General features: G+C 58.1%; 15 protein-coding genes. All 15 read right to left on the bottom strand.

Features of this window, described 5'->3' with window-relative positions:
* Positions 1–5: 5 nt before the first annotated feature.
* The 15 genes from ACQK2L_RS19070 to ACQK2L_RS19000 all read right to left on the bottom strand — a co-directional run bounded on the left by ACQK2L_RS19070 (position 6) and on the right by ACQK2L_RS19000 (position 18,550).
* On the bottom strand, positions 6–1,553 hold the full coding sequence (locus tag ACQK2L_RS19070) for a hypothetical protein (RefSeq protein ID WP_425398628.1): 1,548 nt from the start codon (positions 1,551–1,553) through the stop codon (positions 6–8).
* Positions 1,546–3,417 (bottom strand): TIR domain-containing protein, encoded by a 1,872-nt coding sequence (locus tag ACQK2L_RS19065; RefSeq protein WP_425398627.1) that lies wholly within the window; start codon positions 3,415–3,417, stop codon positions 1,546–1,548. Before ACQK2L_RS19065 ends, ACQK2L_RS19070 begins: the two co-directional genes overlap by 8 nt.
* Positions 3,418–4,411: 994 nt before the next feature.
* Positions 4,412–4,687 carry a hypothetical protein gene (locus ACQK2L_RS19060; protein WP_425398626.1) on the bottom strand — a complete coding sequence of 92 codons (276 nt, stop codon included), beginning with the start codon at positions 4,685–4,687 and terminating at the stop codon, positions 4,412–4,414.
* A 4-nt stretch (positions 4,688–4,691) separates the two neighbouring features.
* Complete coding sequence (locus ACQK2L_RS19055; RefSeq protein WP_425398625.1) at positions 4,692–5,279, bottom strand: hypothetical protein; 588 nt, start codon at positions 5,277–5,279, stop codon at positions 4,692–4,694.
* A 163-nt stretch (positions 5,280–5,442) separates the two neighbouring features.
* Positions 5,443–6,126, bottom strand: coding sequence for a hypothetical protein (locus ACQK2L_RS19050; protein WP_425398624.1), 684 nt, complete (start codon positions 6,124–6,126; stop codon positions 5,443–5,445).
* Between the two features lie 1,021 nt (positions 6,127–7,147).
* Positions 7,148–9,532 carry a phage/plasmid primase, P4 family gene (locus ACQK2L_RS19045; RefSeq protein WP_425398623.1) on the bottom strand — a complete coding sequence of 795 codons (2,385 nt, stop codon included), beginning with the start codon at positions 9,530–9,532 and terminating at the stop codon, positions 7,148–7,150.
* 108 nt (positions 9,533–9,640) lie between these two features.
* A complete protein-coding gene (locus tag ACQK2L_RS19040; protein ID WP_425398622.1) occupies positions 9,641–10,324 on the bottom strand; it encodes a hypothetical protein in 684 nt (227 codons plus the stop codon).
* 664 nt (positions 10,325–10,988) lie between these two features.
* The gene (locus ACQK2L_RS19035) at positions 10,989–11,234 is read right to left on the bottom strand and encodes a helix-turn-helix domain-containing protein (RefSeq protein ID WP_425398621.1); all 246 of its coding nucleotides are present in this window, start codon (positions 11,232–11,234) and stop codon (positions 10,989–10,991) included.
* Between the two features lie 30 nt (positions 11,235–11,264).
* Entirely contained in the window at positions 11,265–12,443 is a 1,179-nt protein-coding gene (locus ACQK2L_RS19030; protein WP_425398620.1) for a tyrosine-type recombinase/integrase, read from the bottom strand.
* A gap of 350 nt (positions 12,444–12,793) precedes the next feature.
* On the bottom strand, positions 12,794–12,985 hold the full coding sequence (gene ccoS / locus ACQK2L_RS19025) for a cbb3-type cytochrome oxidase assembly protein CcoS (protein WP_425398619.1): 192 nt from the start codon (positions 12,983–12,985) through the stop codon (positions 12,794–12,796).
* Entirely contained in the window at positions 12,982–15,441 is a 2,460-nt protein-coding gene (locus ACQK2L_RS19020; RefSeq protein ID WP_425398618.1) for a heavy metal translocating P-type ATPase, read from the bottom strand. The genes ccoS and ACQK2L_RS19020 overlap by 4 nt, the downstream gene beginning before the upstream one ends.
* Positions 15,438–16,220 (bottom strand): sulfite exporter TauE/SafE family protein, encoded by a 783-nt coding sequence (locus ACQK2L_RS19015; protein ID WP_425398617.1) that lies wholly within the window; start codon positions 16,218–16,220, stop codon positions 15,438–15,440. The genes ACQK2L_RS19020 and ACQK2L_RS19015 overlap by 4 nt, the downstream gene beginning before the upstream one ends.
* Before the next feature lie 21 nt (positions 16,221–16,241).
* On the bottom strand, positions 16,242–16,436 hold the full coding sequence (locus ACQK2L_RS19010) for a hypothetical protein (protein ID WP_425398616.1): 195 nt from the start codon (positions 16,434–16,436) through the stop codon (positions 16,242–16,244).
* Between the two features lie 9 nt (positions 16,437–16,445).
* Positions 16,446–17,828, bottom strand: coding sequence for a cytochrome c oxidase accessory protein CcoG (gene ccoG, locus ACQK2L_RS19005; protein ID WP_425398615.1), 1,383 nt, complete (start codon positions 17,826–17,828; stop codon positions 16,446–16,448).
* A gap of 23 nt (positions 17,829–17,851) precedes the next feature.
* Positions 17,852–18,550: a cbb3-type cytochrome c oxidase N-terminal domain-containing protein gene (locus ACQK2L_RS19000; RefSeq protein ID WP_425398614.1), complete on the bottom strand. Its 699-nt coding sequence runs from the start codon at positions 18,548–18,550 to the stop codon at positions 17,852–17,854.
* Positions 18,551–18,567 lie beyond the last annotated feature (17 nt).

Raw genomic sequence — 18,567 nt, 5'->3', positions numbered from 1 at the left:
ATCAATCAGATATAGAACTTGAAGTTGTGCTTCCAATGCGTTCTCGGAACTTCAGGATTCGCGAGAAGGATTTCGCCGATTCGGTCGGAATACTTGACGGTAATCGGCTGGCTCTCGCCCAGCCTGCAAGCATTGTAGTTGAGCTTGGTCAGCCCAAGAATGTCCGTCGCAACCTGAATCAAGTCGGCTTCGCCATGTTGAATCGTGATAGACAGGGGGACGGGGATCTCCCAACCGTCGTACGAAGCAATGCGCGGTTTGAAGCCGCTCGTAAACAGCAAGCCATGCCGCTTCGTTTGCTGCCACAAGGTACCGCGCAGCACAGGGTATTTTCCACGACGAGCAGCCTCCGGGTGATCGTCGTGGCGAAATAGGCGCGGACCCAATCGGTCCTTCCGAACTCGGATGCCGACCAACTTCACTCCTTGAGGGCATGCTTTCGAGAATCCAGCGAATTCTTCGTCGTTCAAACCAGAACGAGCATGAAGAAAGATCTCTGTTAGCTTCCGACCATCTTGGTTCATGTACGTTTCGATGGTACCGCGCAACAAACCTTCGGCAGCCTTTTGAGTCAGATGAAACTCCTTATCCAGTTCCGAATACCAAGGACCGAACTCGCCAACGAACACAATTCCGTCGCCGCTGTCCAGGAACATCTGCGCTGCACAGCAAGCAGTCCTCTTGTCTCGCTCATCTTGGCGATATGCTAACCCCACGTAGCAGACCCCCTCGCGAGCCCAAGGTGTCTTCCAGGGCTTGCGCCCGCACTTGTAGAAGAGTGCAGTACCAATGTTCCAAAGTCGGTCAGAAAGCGGATTTACACCCTTCTCACCGTTGCGGACTTGTTTAGTCACTGCGAGTGTCGACTCACGCACGATTTGCACAGGTAAGTTGAATTCCATGACTCGCGCCTTTATCTGTCGGCGAAAATCTGGAGACATGCCGTACTGCTCTAAATTCTGCGGACGCTCTACGAAATCAAAGCTGGATTGCCCGCTACGGCGATCATCAAGGGCGATTCCAATCGACCTTCTTTCGGACTGGCTCTTTGGCTCATCACTGGGTGCAGAAACATAGGACTTCGGACGGCAGTTTTTGTAGACGTGATCAGGCGCAATGCACACGGCAAGTGCCGGTCGGGAATCTAGCCGCCCAATTTGAGATTGAATAGGCTCCAGAAACAGGTTTGACACGGCGAAGACACGCTCGTGCCTATCAGCCTTCATTGCCGCGACTTCGAGTGCACTTGCATCGAGAGCGTAAGACTTCGCGGGCGATGGCCATCTGCTGCCGAATGCCACTTCATATCCCGGAAAGGGAGGCCATGGTCGATGTCGCGCCGCATCGTCACATGCTGCCGCCGAATTCAGCTCTTCGACCCACAGATTCCAAAGGTCCAATCCTTCCGGGGTGCCAATCGCGACGTGGTCTGGCAATCCAGAACTTGATTCCGCGGGGCCGAAAAGTGCTAGGCCATCGTGCGGATCGTCCGCAGTTTGCGTTTCCCCGAATTCGAGCAATGGCTCTTCGAGAAGGTGGAAGCTCTCACTCATCGGCGTCATTCTCCGTTTCATCCTCGTCTTCATCCTCGATATACCGGAGTTGAGCCATCTCATCTTGGAAGTCACCGACGCGCTCAACCGCATGGTAGTCAATTGCGACTGGGCATTCCCATCGTAGTGGAGTGCAAGATACGGTTAATCGACTTTTGCCGCTTCCAACTACTATTGTGCTCTTCTCCGCGCTCAAGGCTTGCATCACGCCGATGGTACGAGCAAACCACTCCTTATTCCACCAAGATTTCGCTACTTTCTTCCGCCGGCGACCGATTGCCTTTCCTTCGTATGGGGCTCCTTCCTCGTCAGTCACGCGCACGTAAACTCTCAGCGTTAGCCAACATGCTCCATTTCCATCAAAGCCGACTCGAAAACCGGGGCTCAGCTGGTAGTGAAAAGGTTTAGCGTGATCTCCACTGCCGTAGGACTGAAAACCGGTAACAGCGACACGCGTCTTCCTGCCATCAACATGCGTGAAGCTCACGTTCCGGAGTGGTTTGTCGCCCTTTTGAAAATAAAACACATGGCGACTGTCGCACCACTGAAGGCCCGCTCGCCAGCACGCAACTTCCATTGAGCGTCGAACCAACTCCTTGACGACATTCACGGACCGTTTTCCGAACTTTTCGCGACAACGCATCCATGAATACCTCGGAGGCCGCTCATCGTCAGCCCTAGGGACGGACGCGGGTGGTTTCTCGAAAGATAGGAGAAGTGTCGAGTGAGCGACCACGAAGGACCATGATTTCCGCAGCTCCATCTCCTCTTCCTTGGTCAGTTCCCTGCTTAGATCGCAGGCCTGGATCTGCGTAGGACAAGTTACTCGGAATACGTTGGCATAGATCGGATCTGGACTCGCCTTCGTAACTGGCTCAGGAACGTAGGAGCGAAGTGCAACTGCGGTGCCCTGAGCAATAGTCATCAATGGTTTCAGCGCATCAAGGGTGGCAACTAAGGAGTTCAAGCCGGTCGCCCATCCATCCGAGAATCTCGCCGGCGACAACTGGCTCAACTTCGTCGGAAGAGTCGAGTCGTCATAGTTGTCAGCGCGGCATGGCACCGTTCTGTCGCCGTGCACTAATGCTGCTGAACACCTCGCTAACAGATCGGCGTTTGCAATCGAGTTGCCAGAAAGGATCGGTAGGTACCTGAGCGCACGCCGTTCGATGAGAGTGCGCACTGTTTCATCGGCCGTTTCTCCAGCCAGAGGTGCCGTTCCGTAACACCATGTTCTGTAGCCGAGGAGCTGTAGCCGCCTTGCGAGCCACGTCGCCAGCGCATGATCAGGTGGAGCATGGTCGACTACAATCGTATCGAGTGACTCTGCAACCGATAGCCCGCCTCGCTTTGGGAAGAAGGGCTCGCAAAAAATCGCAGGATGCTGTGCGACTAGGTAACGGAGATCGTTCACCAAGCGAATGCGAAGGCGTTCGATATCGAAGAGTTCAAGATTCCACCCGAAACGCTTCATAACTTCTTCTTTGACGCTATCTCGTTGAGTGGAGGTAACGCTTGCGGTAGTGACGAATACCAAAGTCTGCAATTCGTGTTTCTCATCCTGAATTCTCTTGCAGTCTTCGTTCAGAAGCTTGTTCTTCCAATCCCCACGCACGGAGTATGCAAAGATAGTTACGTCATCCGAGTTCACGCGAGAGATGTGAAGAGCGTCACGGCCACGGTCGTTGGTGCCTCCTAGAGGCTCGATGTCCCGATAGCCGGATTGATTCATTACGTCGGAGCACAGGCGCTCGAACTGAGAATAGTCCGTGAGGTGCTCTAAACAGTAGACTACAGGGTCTGCTGACATTCCTTCGCCGCAAGTAGTGATGCCTGCCTCTTCCCCGCACTGATCGATCAGCATACGGGAGGAGCTTGTATTGACGAAGCATACCAGATTTACGGCAGTTTTTGGAGAGTCCGGAAACGGCATCAGATTGGCAAGCGACAGATGCTTTCGTGAGATGTTTCCTGAATCGTAGGTGAGTCCAAATGGCCGTAAGACTCGCCACCACAACTTCAGCACATGTTGCGACAGGATGATGAGGATTGTGGGTTCAGTACTTTCATCGTAACTATGGCGGGCACTAGCGAAGTCATTCTATGTGCTCGCTGAGACCCATCAATCCATAGTACCGCCTGATTACGTGCCAACGAGAGCACATCCGCCGGAGCATCGTGCAAAAGTATCGGACGAAGCTAGAGCCGATCCAGCCGATCATCGTTGGGCCGGTGCAGGTTCTATTCTCACTGGGTGGCTGGGAGCCCACCACGCACCCCACAGTGCGCAATCAAAGCATGGGATCGACCGAACCGCTAACCTGCGTCCGACACACGACCGACACACCGAACGCTAGTTCGCTTGCATCTGTCGCCCTGGCGGCGCTTGCGTGAGCGTTAAGACAATACAGAAGACGTAACCGTTTTGGCCTCGGACCGACTGACAGGAAATTCTCTTCCTTGGGTTCTTCCGGCGGGGGATTCGCTTAAAACTCGGTGCAAAGGACCCAAGAATCGACAGGCTGTAAGTGTGGTCCAATGTACAGTACTCATGTGTTCACTGTAGCGGAATTGAGCGCCATCTCATTGACTCACTGAAGCGGCAGGAAAAACTGTCGCCAGGTCGAACTGGACACCTGGGAATCAGGACTGCCAGCGGCCACAGGCGAGAATCCGCCCTGATTTGCAGGCTCAGCGGTCCAAAAGGCCACAGGCCCACCAGGCCCCCCAGATCGCCCCAGAATCGCAGGCAACCGGTTCAGGCGTACACTGTGCCGCGCAAGAGAAGAGCCCGCTAGCGGGCGTGCTAGCGGGCTCAGAGGCGGCGTCGGGTTTTCAGAGGGTATTCAGAGGCTAAGCTACTTTGGAGCTTCCCAGCACGGCCAGAGGTGTCGATATGGCCCGGTGAGGTGGTCTGCCACAATGGCGTCGAGTTCGTGGCCGTCAACGTTTGCTGAGCGGCCGTTTACCAACAAATCAAACAGGCCGTTCCGATCGACCGCCACGGTCAAGCGAGAGCCGGCAAGAGTCGAGCAAGGCCACGCGTCGCCCCAACGCGCCGTCTCGGCTGCAGAGAGGCAGAGAGTGTAGCCGTTTACCGTTCCGCGCGGGCCGATGTGTTCAGAGAGTCTCATTTGTTTACCCCTCCCACGCATTGGGCTGCCCGGCGAGAATGCCCATATCGCTGGCAATCTCGCAAATGACGCGGTCTAGAAAAATTGCCTGGCCGGTACAGCCCCTCCCCCATAGAGTCAATCCGAATAGCTCGCCAGTCATTTCGCCGCGCTCGGCGAGCTTCTCAGCAAGCCAGTCGCTGACTATCCAATGCTCGTAGGCTTCTCGCTGGTACGGCTCGACGTCGATGGCTTCACACAACGCCCGAAAGTCCTCCTGGCTTTCGATGGGCGTACACTGCTCCGCGTCCAGATCGACTGGCGCGCCTACTTCGGCGAGCAAGTTGTCACGATACTCGGCCACACTATCGAACTCTGCTTGGGCCGTGGGGGGCAAGCTGCCAAACTCCGAATAGACGCCTTGCACGCGATCGACAAAGTCGCTGGGAATGGCGTACGCGTCGCCCTGGCTATCCCAGGCGACTAGCGCGCCGCATGAGTCCCAGGACGACTCAAAATCGTCGCTGGAGCACAGCGGTGAGACATCGGACTCCCAGTCGTAGTCGGAGCCGGCGAGCGTATCGGGATGGCTTGCTAGGTGGGAGATTAGCATTGAAACGCAAGAATAAACCTCCCTCTCAACTAGCCGGCGGCAGATTCGCTGATTCGTCGCTTCTAGGTTATGATCGACCATAGCTCTCGTTTCCTGTCAGGGTTTCGGTGAGTTAGCCCCGGCCCGCGTTGCCGCGCGGGCCAGGGGCGTCTAGCATTCTCGACTACTTGTCGCGCGCCAGTGGCATGATGACCCCCGTTGCTTTGGGGCGGTCATCGGCCACAGCTTTGATAACGACGGCCGATTCGCCATCCACAGGGACGAAAACTTCCACGCCGCGCGAAGTGTCCGTCGTGGCGATCTTCGCTAGGGCCGTGCAGACTTCAGCCAAGTAGATCGGGTCCAACGTGATCGCCACGTAATCGCCGCGCGTGGCAGTGATCTTCGCATTACCGCGAAGCTTCTGCGCTGGTGCTGAAATCGACGACGCGAAGTCTCTCGGCGGGATCACGTCTCGCCACATCGGAAAACGGCCTTCCAACGTGTCCACCGTCAAGGCCGACTGCCCAGCCTTTCCGTAGGCCGTGGCGGTGATCGTGCCATTGGTCGACGGCTCATCGATCGCCACGCGGCCTAGCTTCGGGTTTCGCTTGCTCACGGGGCCCGCGGCTTTGTCAATCGCTTTGCAGGCGGCCGCAGGAATCATAGTGGCGTATAGTTCCACGCGTTCGGTTTCGGGCGTGTCGCTGTCGGTCCATTCCACGGCTACGAGCTTGCGCCCATCAGTCACGATGGCGTGGGCGGTTTCGCCATCACGTTCAAGCCGAACTCCGCCCAGGGCGTATCGGCTCGACTCCGTATCGCATAGAGGTGCAAGTGAACTCAAAAGCTTGGGGATTACTAACATCGGATTCTCCTAAAGTTAAAGCTTGATGGTCGCGCCCCACAGCGGAGCGCACACCTAACGTGCCAGCGTTCAATGCTCTCTGGCTTCGAGCCAGGCGAGTAGCGCGAAGAGCGCGATACAAGCCAGAGTGGCCTCTATGGGCATAGCAAGGTTCTCCCGGGGGTGACGAATGCTCGGCAGACGTTCCGCCGAGTTCCGCGGGAATGCTACGCGTTGGCCAGAGTTGGCAAGATCAGGTTTTTCTTGTAGCGCGCTGGGAGGGTGTGCGAGTGGCGCGGTGCGGATTGTCGCAACGAATCGCCAGGGGGCGAGGCGACGTCAAGGAGCAGAGGCTCAGAAGAGAGGTGATAAAATTGAATCAGGCGACCACCGCGCCGATCTTTAAATCCCGCGGGAGGGTCGCCTGATTTTTTTGTGGATCAAGGAATTCTCAACCCACCAAAACGAGACTAGTCCGGGTGACGCAGAGCCTCACCCAGGTTCCACCCACATTCATCGCAGACATGGAAGAGGTAGCTAACGAACTCGTCTGAGGTAAATATCTTCTGCTGAGAGGCGCTACAGCGCGGGCATCGATACAGTCTGGAGTTGTACTCATCCAAACCGACGAATCCGATTAGGAGTTTATTGTTCATGATAGAGTAGCCATCGTACATACAGGGCCCAATTCGGTGGGGCGCGAATTTTAGATTAATCTCTTGATTTGCGGAAATCATCTTTCTTTCCGTATACCTATAGGGGGGGAAAGTCATCGTCATGAGAGAGGCTGGGCGGCACACATTGCCAGTCCGGCCCCCTGCAGCGGCAAAGGACTTTGACACCACTGACCCTTCTGACGCCTAAACGCCAGACCCTAGTCACATACATATTATTAGTACTCCACTTTTTTCTTCCGTTCCTAGTTAGGAAATAGAAGTAAGTCCTGTCAGTAAATGAAAATCTATCGGTATTTGCAGTGTCAAATGACTGACACCATGGCGAGAATAGTCGTCAAGCTCCTGTCTCTGGCGTCAACGGCCGCTCACACCACGAGGGATAATTCGCCCTCCTCAACGAGCCGTAGACCCTTGTAGCCCCTGGCTGTACCGTTGCTACCGTATCGATATTTGAACTTTGTCTTCAACTGACTGGCTAGATTGGTCACGTAGCGACCTTCGGCAAGCGACCACTCACCATACCGCTTCTCGATCTCTGAGAATAAGAGGAACTCGCCCCCCTCTTCCCGGATGCACTCGTCGAGGAATTGCAGGAAGGGGTCAGAATCCCGGCGGTAAATCTCCGTCGAGAGTTTCACTTTCTTCGGAGGATTCAAGCCTTCACGCAGGTAAGTCTGGCAGCCCTCGATCATCCAGGCGAGGATGCCATCGGCCTCTTTGAGCAGCTTGCCCTTGAGGTCAGGGTCTCTCTGCTCCTTGGGCACCGTGTGGTCGAAGTTTGCAACCAGCACCCGCCGCCAGATGCCCTCATCGGTGCCAACTATCTTTGGCCTGTGGTTGGTGATCAAGAACGGCGTATGCGACGGCATGAACTCGAAGAAGTCTTTCCTCATGTAACGGCCCTTGAGCTTGCTGCCACCAGTGAGTCGCTTTACCTTCGGCTCGTCCAATTCGGCTGTTTGGCTCGTCTCCTCGCTGAAGCAGAGCCGTACTCCCAGCAGGTCCGCAATCTCAGTGGGATGGCGGTCCGAACGAGTGGCAGTCAGCAGGCCATCAGGCATTGGGGACGCGTAATCGCCCAGCACAGTGGATACCGTATCAATCAGCACTGACTTGCCATTGGCACCACGGCCGAAGAAGACGGGCATTACATGCTCACGTTGCTCGCCGATCAGCGACTGGCCGAGCAGTCGCTGCATGAAAGCAATCATCTCCTGGTCGCCACCGAACGTCTCATCAATGAAACTCAGCCAACGGCTGGCTGATCCGGCGTCGCCGACGGGAGCCGTGGTGGACTTGGTAATGAAGGCCGATCGCCGTGCCTCGGTCAGCTTTCCACTACGTAGGTCGACAATACCCTTAGGTGTACCCACGAGATAGGGATCGGCGTCAAGATCATCGATTTGCAGTTGCATCGATGCCTCGCCACGAGCCAGAGCCACGGCGGCCTTGATGCGGGAGAGGTTGGCAGATTGTCGGGCGAAACTGCGGTAAGCTTTCTCAAATTTATCCCAGCCGTCGAATCCGTCGATCTCGCCGGAGATGGTGCGCTCCTTTAGTTCATGGAGCACTAGCTTATCCAGCCCTTTGCTCGCGCAGGCCGCGATCGCGAGGTCCTCCCTGTCGATGCACCAACGCCCTTCGCTCTTCGACCATGCGTACCAGCAATCCGACTCAGGGACATATTTGAAGTTGCCTTCCGATAGCAGGTGCAGGCGTTGTGCGTTGGCAGTATCCGTGATGCCCAGTTTCGCGTAGGGAGCGAAATCGCCAAACGCCAACTCCACTAGCCTTCCGCCAACTACCACATCGGGTCGACGTTCAGCCTGACGCAGTCTATCGATCAACTCCCCATGTTCGTATTGCTTGGCAAACGTCCCCGCCTCTTCTTCATAGGCTCCAATGGTGGCGATGAAGCACGCGTCGCTGAGGTAATACTCAGCCCCTCGGCAGGCACAGACCATGAGGCGTTTGGAGCCATCCTGTGCGTCCATCATGTTCTTCGTTTTCTCCAGCATGTACTGCAGAGCCGCGTGGTGAACTCCGCTCTCGGGATCACCTTCCTTACGCTCGACGCCTTCGAGGCGAGCCTCCATCGACTTCTTGCGTTCCGCGTCGGCCTGGGCTTGCGTTTGGAGCTTCTTAGCAGCGCCCACCGGGAAGGTTGGCAGTTCAAGATCGCCGGGACTACAACCGAATCGCCATTTGTATTTTCTGCCAGTTGCAGTCCAGCTACCCTTGCCATCAGACATGAAGTGATTACTTGGAGGAACGACCGCGAAAGCCGCTTTACCACCCGCGCCGAACTGGATCATCACTTCGGCTCCACTCTTCGCCTTGTACATCATCTTTCCCCGCCCCGGTACGACGGAAGCCTCGTCGTATCGAAACACAAGGCGGTGACCTCGACCCGTCTCGCCCCACCAGCACTCTGGGAAGGTGCCGTCGAATAGCTCCTTGGCGGCTACAAGTTCTTCCTCGGTATCAATATCTACCATGATCACGCCGACGGACTTTGTGTCGCCATTCAGCGGAGGACCGGCCTGAAATCCAATCGTTGGGTGCGGTGACGTGTTGATCCACTGCGTGACTTGCTCGATAGATCGAGGTTGATTGTGCCAATCGTGGCCCATCACGGCACCAGGGTTTTTGCCGTCGGCAATGGTGACCAAGAGGCCTCGGGCCATATAGTCGGTGGCTGCTGCGATGAGGGATTGGCGGTACTCGGGGGAAATGGGAAAAGTTGTCATAAGTTCTCTCTAGGAATTTGAGGATAAAGGGCAGAATTCAAAACTTGTGTGAGATCGATGGCGACGAGCACTTGTGAAGTTGCTCGCCGCCCTCGACCGAACGAATGATCAAACGAAGGACGCGTCAAACTCCATGTGTGAGGGATCGCCCCACAATTCAATGGGAGACGAACCGATGAACTCGCCCAGAAACTCATCTTCCGAGGCTGTGAAATGGTTCCACCACTTTAGGACCGCTTCATTTGACGGTGCTACCTCACAATACTGGGGAACTGTGACCAGTTTCCCTGTCTTTAAATCGACGGGGCAGCCAGTCACTGTGACGCAACACCACCCGCCAACGATTGCTACCGCCCCCTCCCCGACCTTGAAACGTAGCCCCGGATGCAGTCCTGGAAGCATCGCCTTCGTCCACAGCTTGATGCCCGTACCCGACTCGTTGATCTCGGCGTACGTTGAAAACTCATCGAGAATCGGACGCGCCCAGTCGGCGATCTCCCCTGACTTTGCATCGCGACAGTCTTTGACGTAAATCACGGCATACGGATCTTTCCGGCTCAGCCAAAAAGCGATGCCGTGGTTTGGCATCTCCATCAGATGGAGAGCAACGGAGTCAAGGGTCGCCAAGTCTTCGGGATGATAGCAGTCGGCGCGTTTGCCCTTCGCCATGTAGGCTTGAGGCCAGCCAGCGTCGTCGTTCCACAGCACCCACTGCTGTTGGTTGTGTAGTTCCAGCGGAAGGGCCGTGTATCCGAGTTGGGGTGTTCGATTGGGTTGGAGCGTTGTGGTCATGGATTTCTCCTTTCAGAGAATTGGGGGTAAGTGGCTGCACGGAGAAACCGCCTGCGCAGCCAAAGGGAAGGGAACGAAACGATTCCTCAGTTCTGATGAGCTAATTGCTCGCGTGAGGAGGAACCAATGCAGGGATCGACCAGAGTGCCGTCAGGCCCGACCAACGGGCACTTGGCTAGGACGTGGTCGATAAGGTCTTGGCGGTAGTCAGGGGTGATAGGATTGGATTCTTTCATGCTTGTTGAATGCTTTCGTCTAAGTGTTGTGCACCCTTCGCATCCAGACCCTCAGGCTAGAAGCAATATTGGGGCGGAAACTTATCCAGGCGTGCGGAAACGGGACCGCCTGGAAACGCGTGCATACTGATCATGTGTACAATCACAGAGTGATTGCTACCCCCTGTGCTTCGGAAGGGGATATCTGGCCCGCTAGGTGAAATACTTCCCCGGAGGGGTAGGATTGCAGTGACTGTCGCGTTTGTAGCGATTAGGCAAGCCACTTAAATGGCAAAGAGGGGCCAAAAACGACGAGCCCCCAGTTGACGCGAGGGATCAGCCAAGTCTCATTTCGACAGCGCGGCACACTGCCTCTAGAGCGACCGTCAGATAGCCTCGAAGTATTACCGAGAGTGTCAGAATGAAGCCACAGTCGAGCGTAGGAAGCCCTAGAAGTACTTCCTACTCGAATCCGTCCTCTTGTAGCGACGGATTCGCGGAGTAGCCGGGCGACTCGATGGGCAAGACGCCAAGAACTCGTCGAGCCCGGACTGATGGATTACGTACCGTGGGCGTTTGCCCGGCGCAGCCACATTCTCGGCCGACAGTCTTCCGCTCCTGATGAAGCGGAAGACCGTCGCCCTGGACACGCTCAGTTTGGAGGCGACATCGCCGGTTGAGAATCGTGCTTCCATAAATTTAGACCTACGCCGTAGGAGCGATTACTAGGCAGCTTCCTTGTCAGCATCGGATGACTGTGCCGCTAACCGCCAGTTGCGGACGTGTTCAGCGACCGCTCGGAGTCGACTGTCGTCGATGAACTCCCGGTAGTTCGCAGCCATTGATCCGTCAACGTGGCCCATGATCGCTTCGGTCGCGATCTGGTCGCGAGAGCCCTCAGCGATCGTTGCAAACGTGTGGCGCAAAGCGTAGAAGCCAACGCCAGGCCTATAAGTCTTCACGCATTCGAGCTTCTGTAGCTCACGAAAAACACGGCCGACCGGGTTACTGTTGGTTCCGGTGTTCCAGGGGGTACCACGAGGGGTCAGAAACGCCAGATGGCTATGTTCTTTCCTCCTGGGCTTCGGGCGGATCGCCATGGCATTGCGAACCGCCTCGACCGTCTCGGGCCAAAGCCAGCAACGTCGTTCAACTGCGGTCTTGGACCGAGGGAATTCGAGCCAACCATTTTCTAGATCGAAAGCTTCCTTCGTAACGCAGCCGCAGTCGTAGTTTCCAAAGCCACAGTTGATACCGAGGTAAATAAACGCTTTCAGTGAACCTTGGGCCGCCTGCAGCATTCGGTTCACTTCCTCGGCCGTAAAGAACTTCTTCGCCATGCTTTGGCGATGCAGCCGGAGGCTCTTGCTACTCGGGCGAGAAAAGGACTTTGCCGCTCTAAGCGGATGCGCTAGAAGCTCCGTCTTGTAAGCATAATTGAAAACGGCCTGGACACGCCCTGCCTCCCCCATAAGGGTCGTCGGCGCCCAGCTCTTTTGTAGCTTTGCCCGTAGTGCTGAAAACTCGGTCGCAGCAAGACTTGTGACCGCGCGGTCACGCCCAAATTCCGCTATTAACCGTGCACACGTCTCGTGAAGGTCCTTGAAATGAGCCCGACTGAGCTGATCAGCGTCCACCTCCCGTTGTTTGTCATTCAAGTACGTGTTGCACAGGTCGGCTAACAAAAGCTCCCCCTTGCGAGCACGAGGATCGCGCCCCGCGTAGAGATCGTCGCGTTCCTCTTTGTAAGTGCGGAGAGCGCCTTCCCAGTCGCCCCACTTGCCGAAGTAGTGAGTGCGACCACGTATCTTCTTCGCCCAGTACCCAGTGGCATGAGCAAACAGCGGAAAGTCGGGATACGGCTTGGCGGGCTTCTTCTTTTTCGAGGTAGTGACAGTCGACATCTTCGCGAATACCTTTCACATTTGAGGGTGGTCGCCCGAGCAGCGGAACTGCCCGAACGCCTACACTGAGGTGTAGGTCGAGGTGTATTCGCGAGCGAACGTCTACCGGGGTTATGGGGTCAACAAAGAAAAACCACTACAAATCAAGGGGTTTTTCCGATTGTGAGGGCTTGAGCACCCACAAAGTGATGTGGGGGGTTTTGTCGCACCCCCCGATTGGTTTTGCCGAGAAAACTAGGGCGAAAACAAGCTAAGGGGGACCAAAACGTCTGGGGTTTTGGTCCCATGGATCGATACTTGGGGCAAAACGGACAAAACCAGGGACCGAATGATGACGTGGCAGAATCAGACTACTTCGCTTCGTCGGACGACGAGTCCTGTTCCGTCGGCTTGCGCCGCACGGGTTCGTCGTCGAACAGCATGCGGTAGGCCTGGCTTTGCGGGTCGTCGAATTGACCGTTGCGGACCGCCCAGATGTAGGCGATGAGCGCCGAGACGGCTAGCGCGAGCGTCACGGGCACCATGATGTACAGCATGCTCATCGCGATTCTCCGCTCAGGTGGATGCTCATGGCGATGGTGATCACCGTGGCCGAACTGATTGGCATCAGGATGGCCGCCACCAATGGCGAGATCCAGCCAGCGGCGGCGAGCGACACCGCCACTACATTATACGCCAGCGCGATGCAAAGGTTGCGTCGCACTGTACGTCGGGTGCGGTGGGCCAGTTCGACCAACTCGACAACCGGCATCAGCCCCGGCGCAGCGACGTAGATGTCGGCCGCGGCCAGCGAGGCCTCCGCACCGCCCTCGACGGCAATGCCAACGTCGGCAGCCGCCAGGGCAGCAGCGTCGTTCACTCCGTCGCCGATCATCACGGTGGTATCACTGCGATCGGTAACGAGCGCCAACTTATCCTCGGGCGACACTTCGGCGCTGGTGGCTTCGGCTGCTAGACCGACCTGCTCGGCCACCGAATGGACCACGGCCGCTGCGTCGCCGGAGACAATGCGAAGCTTCCAGCCGCTGGACGAGAGTTGCTCAACCGCCAGTTGAGCGTCGGAGTGCAACTGGTCGCCGAGCGCCGCGGTAGCTGCCAGCTTGCCACCGAGCGCGATGCCGATGGTGGTCAGGCCGGACTGCTCGAAGCGGGCGATCTGCTCGAGCTCGGCGTCGGAGATGGAAACACTATTTTGCAGGAGGAACCGTTGAGATCCCACGAGCAACTCACCCTCGGCCACGCTAGCGCGGAGCCCGCTGCCGTGCTGCTCTTCGACGTTCTGCGGAACGTTGGCCGAGTCGTCGATCGTGTGGTCGCCGAACGCTTCGACCAGCGCGCGGGCTATCGGGTGCGTGGAGCGCGACTCGGCGTGGGCCACGACTCCTTTGAGCCAGTCGGGCCCGATCCACTCGACGAGCGTTGGGCGGCCACGGGTGAGGGTGCCGGTTTTGTCGAGCAGCATGCGGCCGGTACCGGCGAGGGTCTCGAGCGCCGTAGCGTTCTTGATGAGCACGTGCCGCCGCGCGGCAAGGCCGATCGCCACGGCCATGGTGAGTGGGGTCGCCAGTCCGAGCGCGCAGGGGCAAGCGACGATCAACAATGCGATGGTGTGCTGCACGGCTTCGCCCAGCGTGGCGGTTGCCGCCCACCAGGCGAACGTGGCAAACGCCAGCACCAGCACCACCGCGACGAACCATCCTGCAGCGCGGTCGGCCAGTTGGACGATGGGCGGTTTCTCGCGCACGCCCTCGGTCACCAATTCCATCAACCGGCCCACGCGAGTTTGTTCGCCCACCACGTCGACCCGCACTCGCAACACACTGCCCATGTTCTGCGTGCCGGCGAACACAAGGTCGCCCACCACGACCGGCTCGGGTTGCGACTCGCCCGTCAGCAGGCTGCGATTGAGGGTGGAGTTGCCGTGGACTACGGTGCCATCGGCCGGGACGAGGTCGCCGGAGAGCACTTCGACCACGTCGCCTGCGGAAAGCGAGTCGATCGTGGTTTCGACCATCACGTCGTCCCGCACCACACGGCAAGTGCTCGGCGTGAACGAGTTAAGCAGTCCCACGGTCTCATCGGCCCAGCGTTGCTGCCGAGCTTGAAACCACCGACCAACCAGCAGGAGGAATACCAGCACACTGAGCGAGTCGAAGTAGATCTCGCCCGAGCCGGCGATCACGTTCCACAGCCCGGCGATGCCACCGGCGGCGAGCGCCAAGGCTATGGGCACGTCGAGTGTCGCCGAGCGCGCACGCAGGGCGGCAAGCGCGCCGCGAAAGAAGACACTACCGGGCCAAACGAGCGAGATGATGCCGATGCCCGCGCTGATGTAGCGGAACAGGTTGGCGAACTCGGCCTCGATGCCGGCGAAGTCGCCCGCGTACAACGCGATGGCCAGCAGCATCGTATTGCCAGCGCAAGCACCGGCAACGCCCAACCGGATGAGCTGCGAACGCTCGGCCCGGCGGTGGACTTCGCTGGCGGTGGTGTTCCGCGCAGGGTGTGGCGGATAGCCGAGCCGGTCGAGCATCGCAGCGATGCTGGAGAGTTGCACGTCGGCGGGGTTCCAAGTGACTCGGGCGACCGCGTCGCGAAGCTGCAACCGTGTCGACGAAACACCCGGCAGCAATTGAGGCAGCCGCTCGACCAGCCACAGACAGGCCGCGCAATGAACGCCTTCGAGTCGAAAGTCGATCGAGAGATGACCACCCGCAATACCACGGCAATGCTGCGCCTGGAATTCTGGCGAGTCGAACGCTTCGTAACGTTTGCCCGTGCTGCGCACCGGCTGGGCGTCGCCACCGGTGGCCTCGCGAACACGGTAGAAGTCGTCGAGCGACGCGTCGCGAAGCAAGTCGTAGACCGTGCGGCAGCCGTGGCAGCAGAACTGCTCGTCGGCCGCGGGATCGATCAGTCCCTTCGGCACCGGCAGACCACAGTGGGCGCAAGTAACGGCCGTCGAAGTCGATTTGCCCTCGACTTCCGCGCTGGTCACGGGGTGGCTCCTTCTTCCTGCGGCTGGCAGCAGGGGGGCAACTCGTTGGGATCGGGCACGGAGGAGTCGGCCGCGGAGTGCTTCGATTCAAGCGACTGGGCGATCGCATTGGAGTCGAGATTCATCCGGCCAGCCAGTGTGGTGAGCCCCACGACGATCAACGCGATCGCGCATACGGCAGGCAATCGCTTGCCGAGTAGCCCAAGCGCTGCCTGGATGCCTGCGCCCAGCGATACCAGCACCGGCAGTGTGCCTGCCCAGAAGACGAGCATGACTACCGCGCCGTATAGCGGGCTTCCGGTTCCGGCTGCGGTCAGGGCGAAGGCGTACAACCACCCACAAGGGAGCAACGTGGTGAGCAAGCCAATCGCAAGAGCGCGTCGCCCGGGGCGCATGGCGAGGGCCATGCGTTGGCCGCGCTGGACCGTTTGCACGAGTAGTTTTGGCGGTTGGATATGGGCGATGCGATGACCAAAGTGACGCAACAACTCGGTCACGCCCAAGGCGACCATCAACCCGCCAGCCAGGGCCATGGCGATTGGCTGCAGGCCAGCCAGCGTGGAGGTCATGTCGACCAGCGCGCCAAGGCTTCCAGCGGCCGCGCCCAAGATGGTGTACGTAATCAAGCGGCCGCCGTGATAGGCCACCTGCAGCTTCCAACGCGAACTGCCTTCGCCCGGTTGTCCCAACGCGAACGCCACGAACGGCCCGCACATGCCAGCGCAGTGCGACGAGCCAAGCAAGCTGGCGACGAAGATGGTGGTGACGGGTGCAATCATGGCGCGGTGAATGACAGGAGCTTATGGAGTCTCACTCGCCGCGGCCGGCGGCGCGCCTCGGTAGGGAGCGCCTTCGACCAGTTCGGGTGGGTCGGCGTTGGCCAGCGTGACGGCGACCAGCATCAAGAACACATGCCCCAACAGCAAGGCGCACACGATCATCGGCCAGATGAAAGGAGCGAACGAGCCAACGGGAGGGTCGGTGTTGTCTTGCATAACGAACTCCTAGAGTGGACCCAGCAGGAAGAAGTTCTCTTCCACCGCGCGATCTTGCTCGTCGACGATGCGAAGCTTCAAGGCCGCTTTGCCGGACCGAAATACATCAACGGGCACGTAAATCTGAACTGGTTGCTCGATCGAACCGCCCGGCTCCACCAATTGGACCTGATCGCCGCTGGAAATGCGAGCCTCCGTGGGTTCCAGCACTTCGATGCGATAACCAGTGGGCTCCTCACTGCGGTTGACGATTCGGACGCGAAGAATGTTCGACGCCTCATCCCCCGACTCGGAGAGCTGAAATGGCTTGCCGATGCCGCGGAGCAGCGTGACATCGAAGGCCGACTTGTTGATCAACAGCGCCACGAACAACCCCGCCAGCACGGTAATGGCGACAAGGTAGATCACCGTGCGGGGGCGAACGACGCGCGTCGGCTGACCGTCGAGGGCTTGTTGCGAGCTGTAGCGGATCAGCCCGCGTGGTTGGCCGGTCTTGTCCATCACTTCGTCGCAAACGTCGATGCACTGGGCGCAACCGATGCACTCCAGCTGCAAGCCGTCACGAATATCGATGCCGGTGGGACACACGTCGACACACAGGTTGCAATCGACGCAGCTGCCCAGGTTCTTTGCCTGGCGGTCGCGTCCTTTGCCGCGTGGTTCGCCACGCCGCTCGTCGTAGCCGATGATGCAGCTGGCGGGGTCGAGCATGACCGATTGAAAGCGACCGTACGGGCAGCCGATGATGCAGAGTTGCTCGCGCCAATAGCAGAAGTCGAACATCATCAGGCCGGTGACCACCGCTACAATGGCGAACGCCGCCGGGTGTTGCAGTGGGGTGCTGGTCCAGATCCACGCGTGCAGCTTCTCGACGCCTACAAAGTAGGCCAGGAACATGTTCGAGAGGTGCAAACAGATAATGAAGAACACCACGTACATCAAGACAATCCGCCACGGGGCCACCTTTTTCGGCTTGCTTCCCCGTCCAGTGGTGCCGGTGAACAGTCGCTCGATGGGACGGAACACGAACTCCATGTACACGGTCTGCGGGCAGGCCCAGCCACACCACACGCGCCCCATGATGGCGGTGAGGAAGAAGATCAGCAGGAACAAGCCCACCATGGCGATGGCGAGCAGCAACGTATCGGTTGGCAAAAAGGTGAAGCCAAAGAACGTGAACTCGCGCGCTGCCACATCGAGCAGGATGGCTGGCCGGCCATTGATGTAAATGAATGGCAACACCGCGTACACGGCGACCAGCGCGTAAGCTACGACGCGGCGCCACCACCAAAAGCGCCCCTGGGAGAGCTTGGGGTACAGCCAGCGCCGGCTGCCATCGGCTTCGAGCGTCGTGAGGACGCGCTCTTCGGGTTGGAGAACGGGAAGTTCCAACAGTTGCCTCAATCGTTCCGCCGCTACTCAGTGACTGGCTGTTCCGCTTTGTCGTCCGGCTTTGCGTCTGCCTCGGCGGAGTCCTGCGCCTGGTCTTTGTTGTCTTCCTTAGATTCTACCTCGCCAGTGTATTCTGGCCACGGCGGCGGAACCAAAGTTCCTTCCGCGACTCTTCCTTTGACGTTCTTTCCGCGCAGCGAGGCGACGTAGGATGCGGCTAGCACGATTTCGTTCTGATGCAACTTCGACTCCCAGGCGGGCATGGCGCCGTTCTTGGCGCCCTCGCGGATCACCTTGGCGATGTCTTCGATGTTCCTCACATTCAGGTAGTTCTCGTCTGTGAGGTTGGGCCCGGAGATACCTTCGCCTTCCGCACCATGGCATTGTTTACAATGGGTAGCAAAGACGTTCGCGCCGACACTGAGCCACTCTTCGTCGTGCATGTACTTGACGAGATTGGCCTCGGTCGGATCAATCACGAGATCACCGAACTTGAGTTTCATATTCTCCGCGTAGGCCTTCTCGTACTCTACTGCGATTGTGTGTGGGTCGGTCGGCGAGTGAAACCACACGATGTAAATCGGAGCAAACACGATCGTGGCGACGAACAACCAATTCCACCAACCGGGAGTGGGATTGTCGTACTCCTGAATGCCGTCGTAGTTGTGGCTCGACAGCAGGTCGTCTTCCGCTTCCGGGGACACGGTCGGATTGTCGGACATAGTTACTCGTTAGGGTT

The sequence above is a fragment of the Aeoliella sp. genome, assembly GCF_965227375.1.
Lineage (GTDB): Bacteria > Planctomycetota > Planctomycetia > Pirellulales > Lacipirellulaceae > Aeoliella.
Note: the sequence above shows the minus strand (reverse complement) of the source record. Positions and strands in the feature narration are given on the sequence as shown.

Bases quoted from the DNA above. Each gene is read 5' to 3' on its own strand.
- ACQK2L_RS19070 (WP_425398628.1), bottom strand. From the start codon at position 1,553: ATGAGTGAGAGCTTCCACCTTCTCGAAGAGCCATTGCTCGAATTCGGG.
- ACQK2L_RS19065 (WP_425398627.1), bottom strand. From the start codon at position 3,417: ATGCTGATCGATCAGTGCGGGGAAGAGGCAGGCATCACTACTTGCGGC.
- ACQK2L_RS19060 (WP_425398626.1), bottom strand. From the start codon at position 4,687: ATGAGACTCTCTGAACACATCGGCCCGCGCGGAACGGTAAACGGCTAC.
- ACQK2L_RS19055 (WP_425398625.1), bottom strand. From the start codon at position 5,279: ATGCTAATCTCCCACCTAGCAAGCCATCCCGATACGCTCGCCGGCTCC.
- ACQK2L_RS19050 (WP_425398624.1), bottom strand. From the start codon at position 6,126: ATGTTAGTAATCCCCAAGCTTTTGAGTTCACTTGCACCTCTATGCGAT.
- ACQK2L_RS19045 (WP_425398623.1), bottom strand. From the start codon at position 9,532: ATGACAACTTTTCCCATTTCCCCCGAGTACCGCCAATCCCTCATCGCA.
- ACQK2L_RS19040 (WP_425398622.1), bottom strand. From the start codon at position 10,324: ATGACCACAACGCTCCAACCCAATCGAACACCCCAACTCGGATACACG.
- ACQK2L_RS19035 (WP_425398621.1), bottom strand. From the start codon at position 11,234: ATGGAAGCACGATTCTCAACCGGCGATGTCGCCTCCAAACTGAGCGTG.
- ACQK2L_RS19030 (WP_425398620.1), bottom strand. From the start codon at position 12,443: ATGTCGACTGTCACTACCTCGAAAAAGAAGAAGCCCGCCAAGCCGTAT.
- ccoS (WP_425398619.1), bottom strand. From the start codon at position 12,985: ATGAGCATGCTGTACATCATGGTGCCCGTGACGCTCGCGCTAGCCGTC.
- ACQK2L_RS19015 (WP_425398617.1), bottom strand. From the start codon at position 16,220: ATGATTGCACCCGTCACCACCATCTTCGTCGCCAGCTTGCTTGGCTCG.
- ACQK2L_RS19010 (WP_425398616.1), bottom strand. From the start codon at position 16,436: ATGCAAGACAACACCGACCCTCCCGTTGGCTCGTTCGCTCCTTTCATC.
- ACQK2L_RS19000 (WP_425398614.1), bottom strand. From the start codon at position 18,550: ATGTCCGACAATCCGACCGTGTCCCCGGAAGCGGAAGACGACCTGCTG.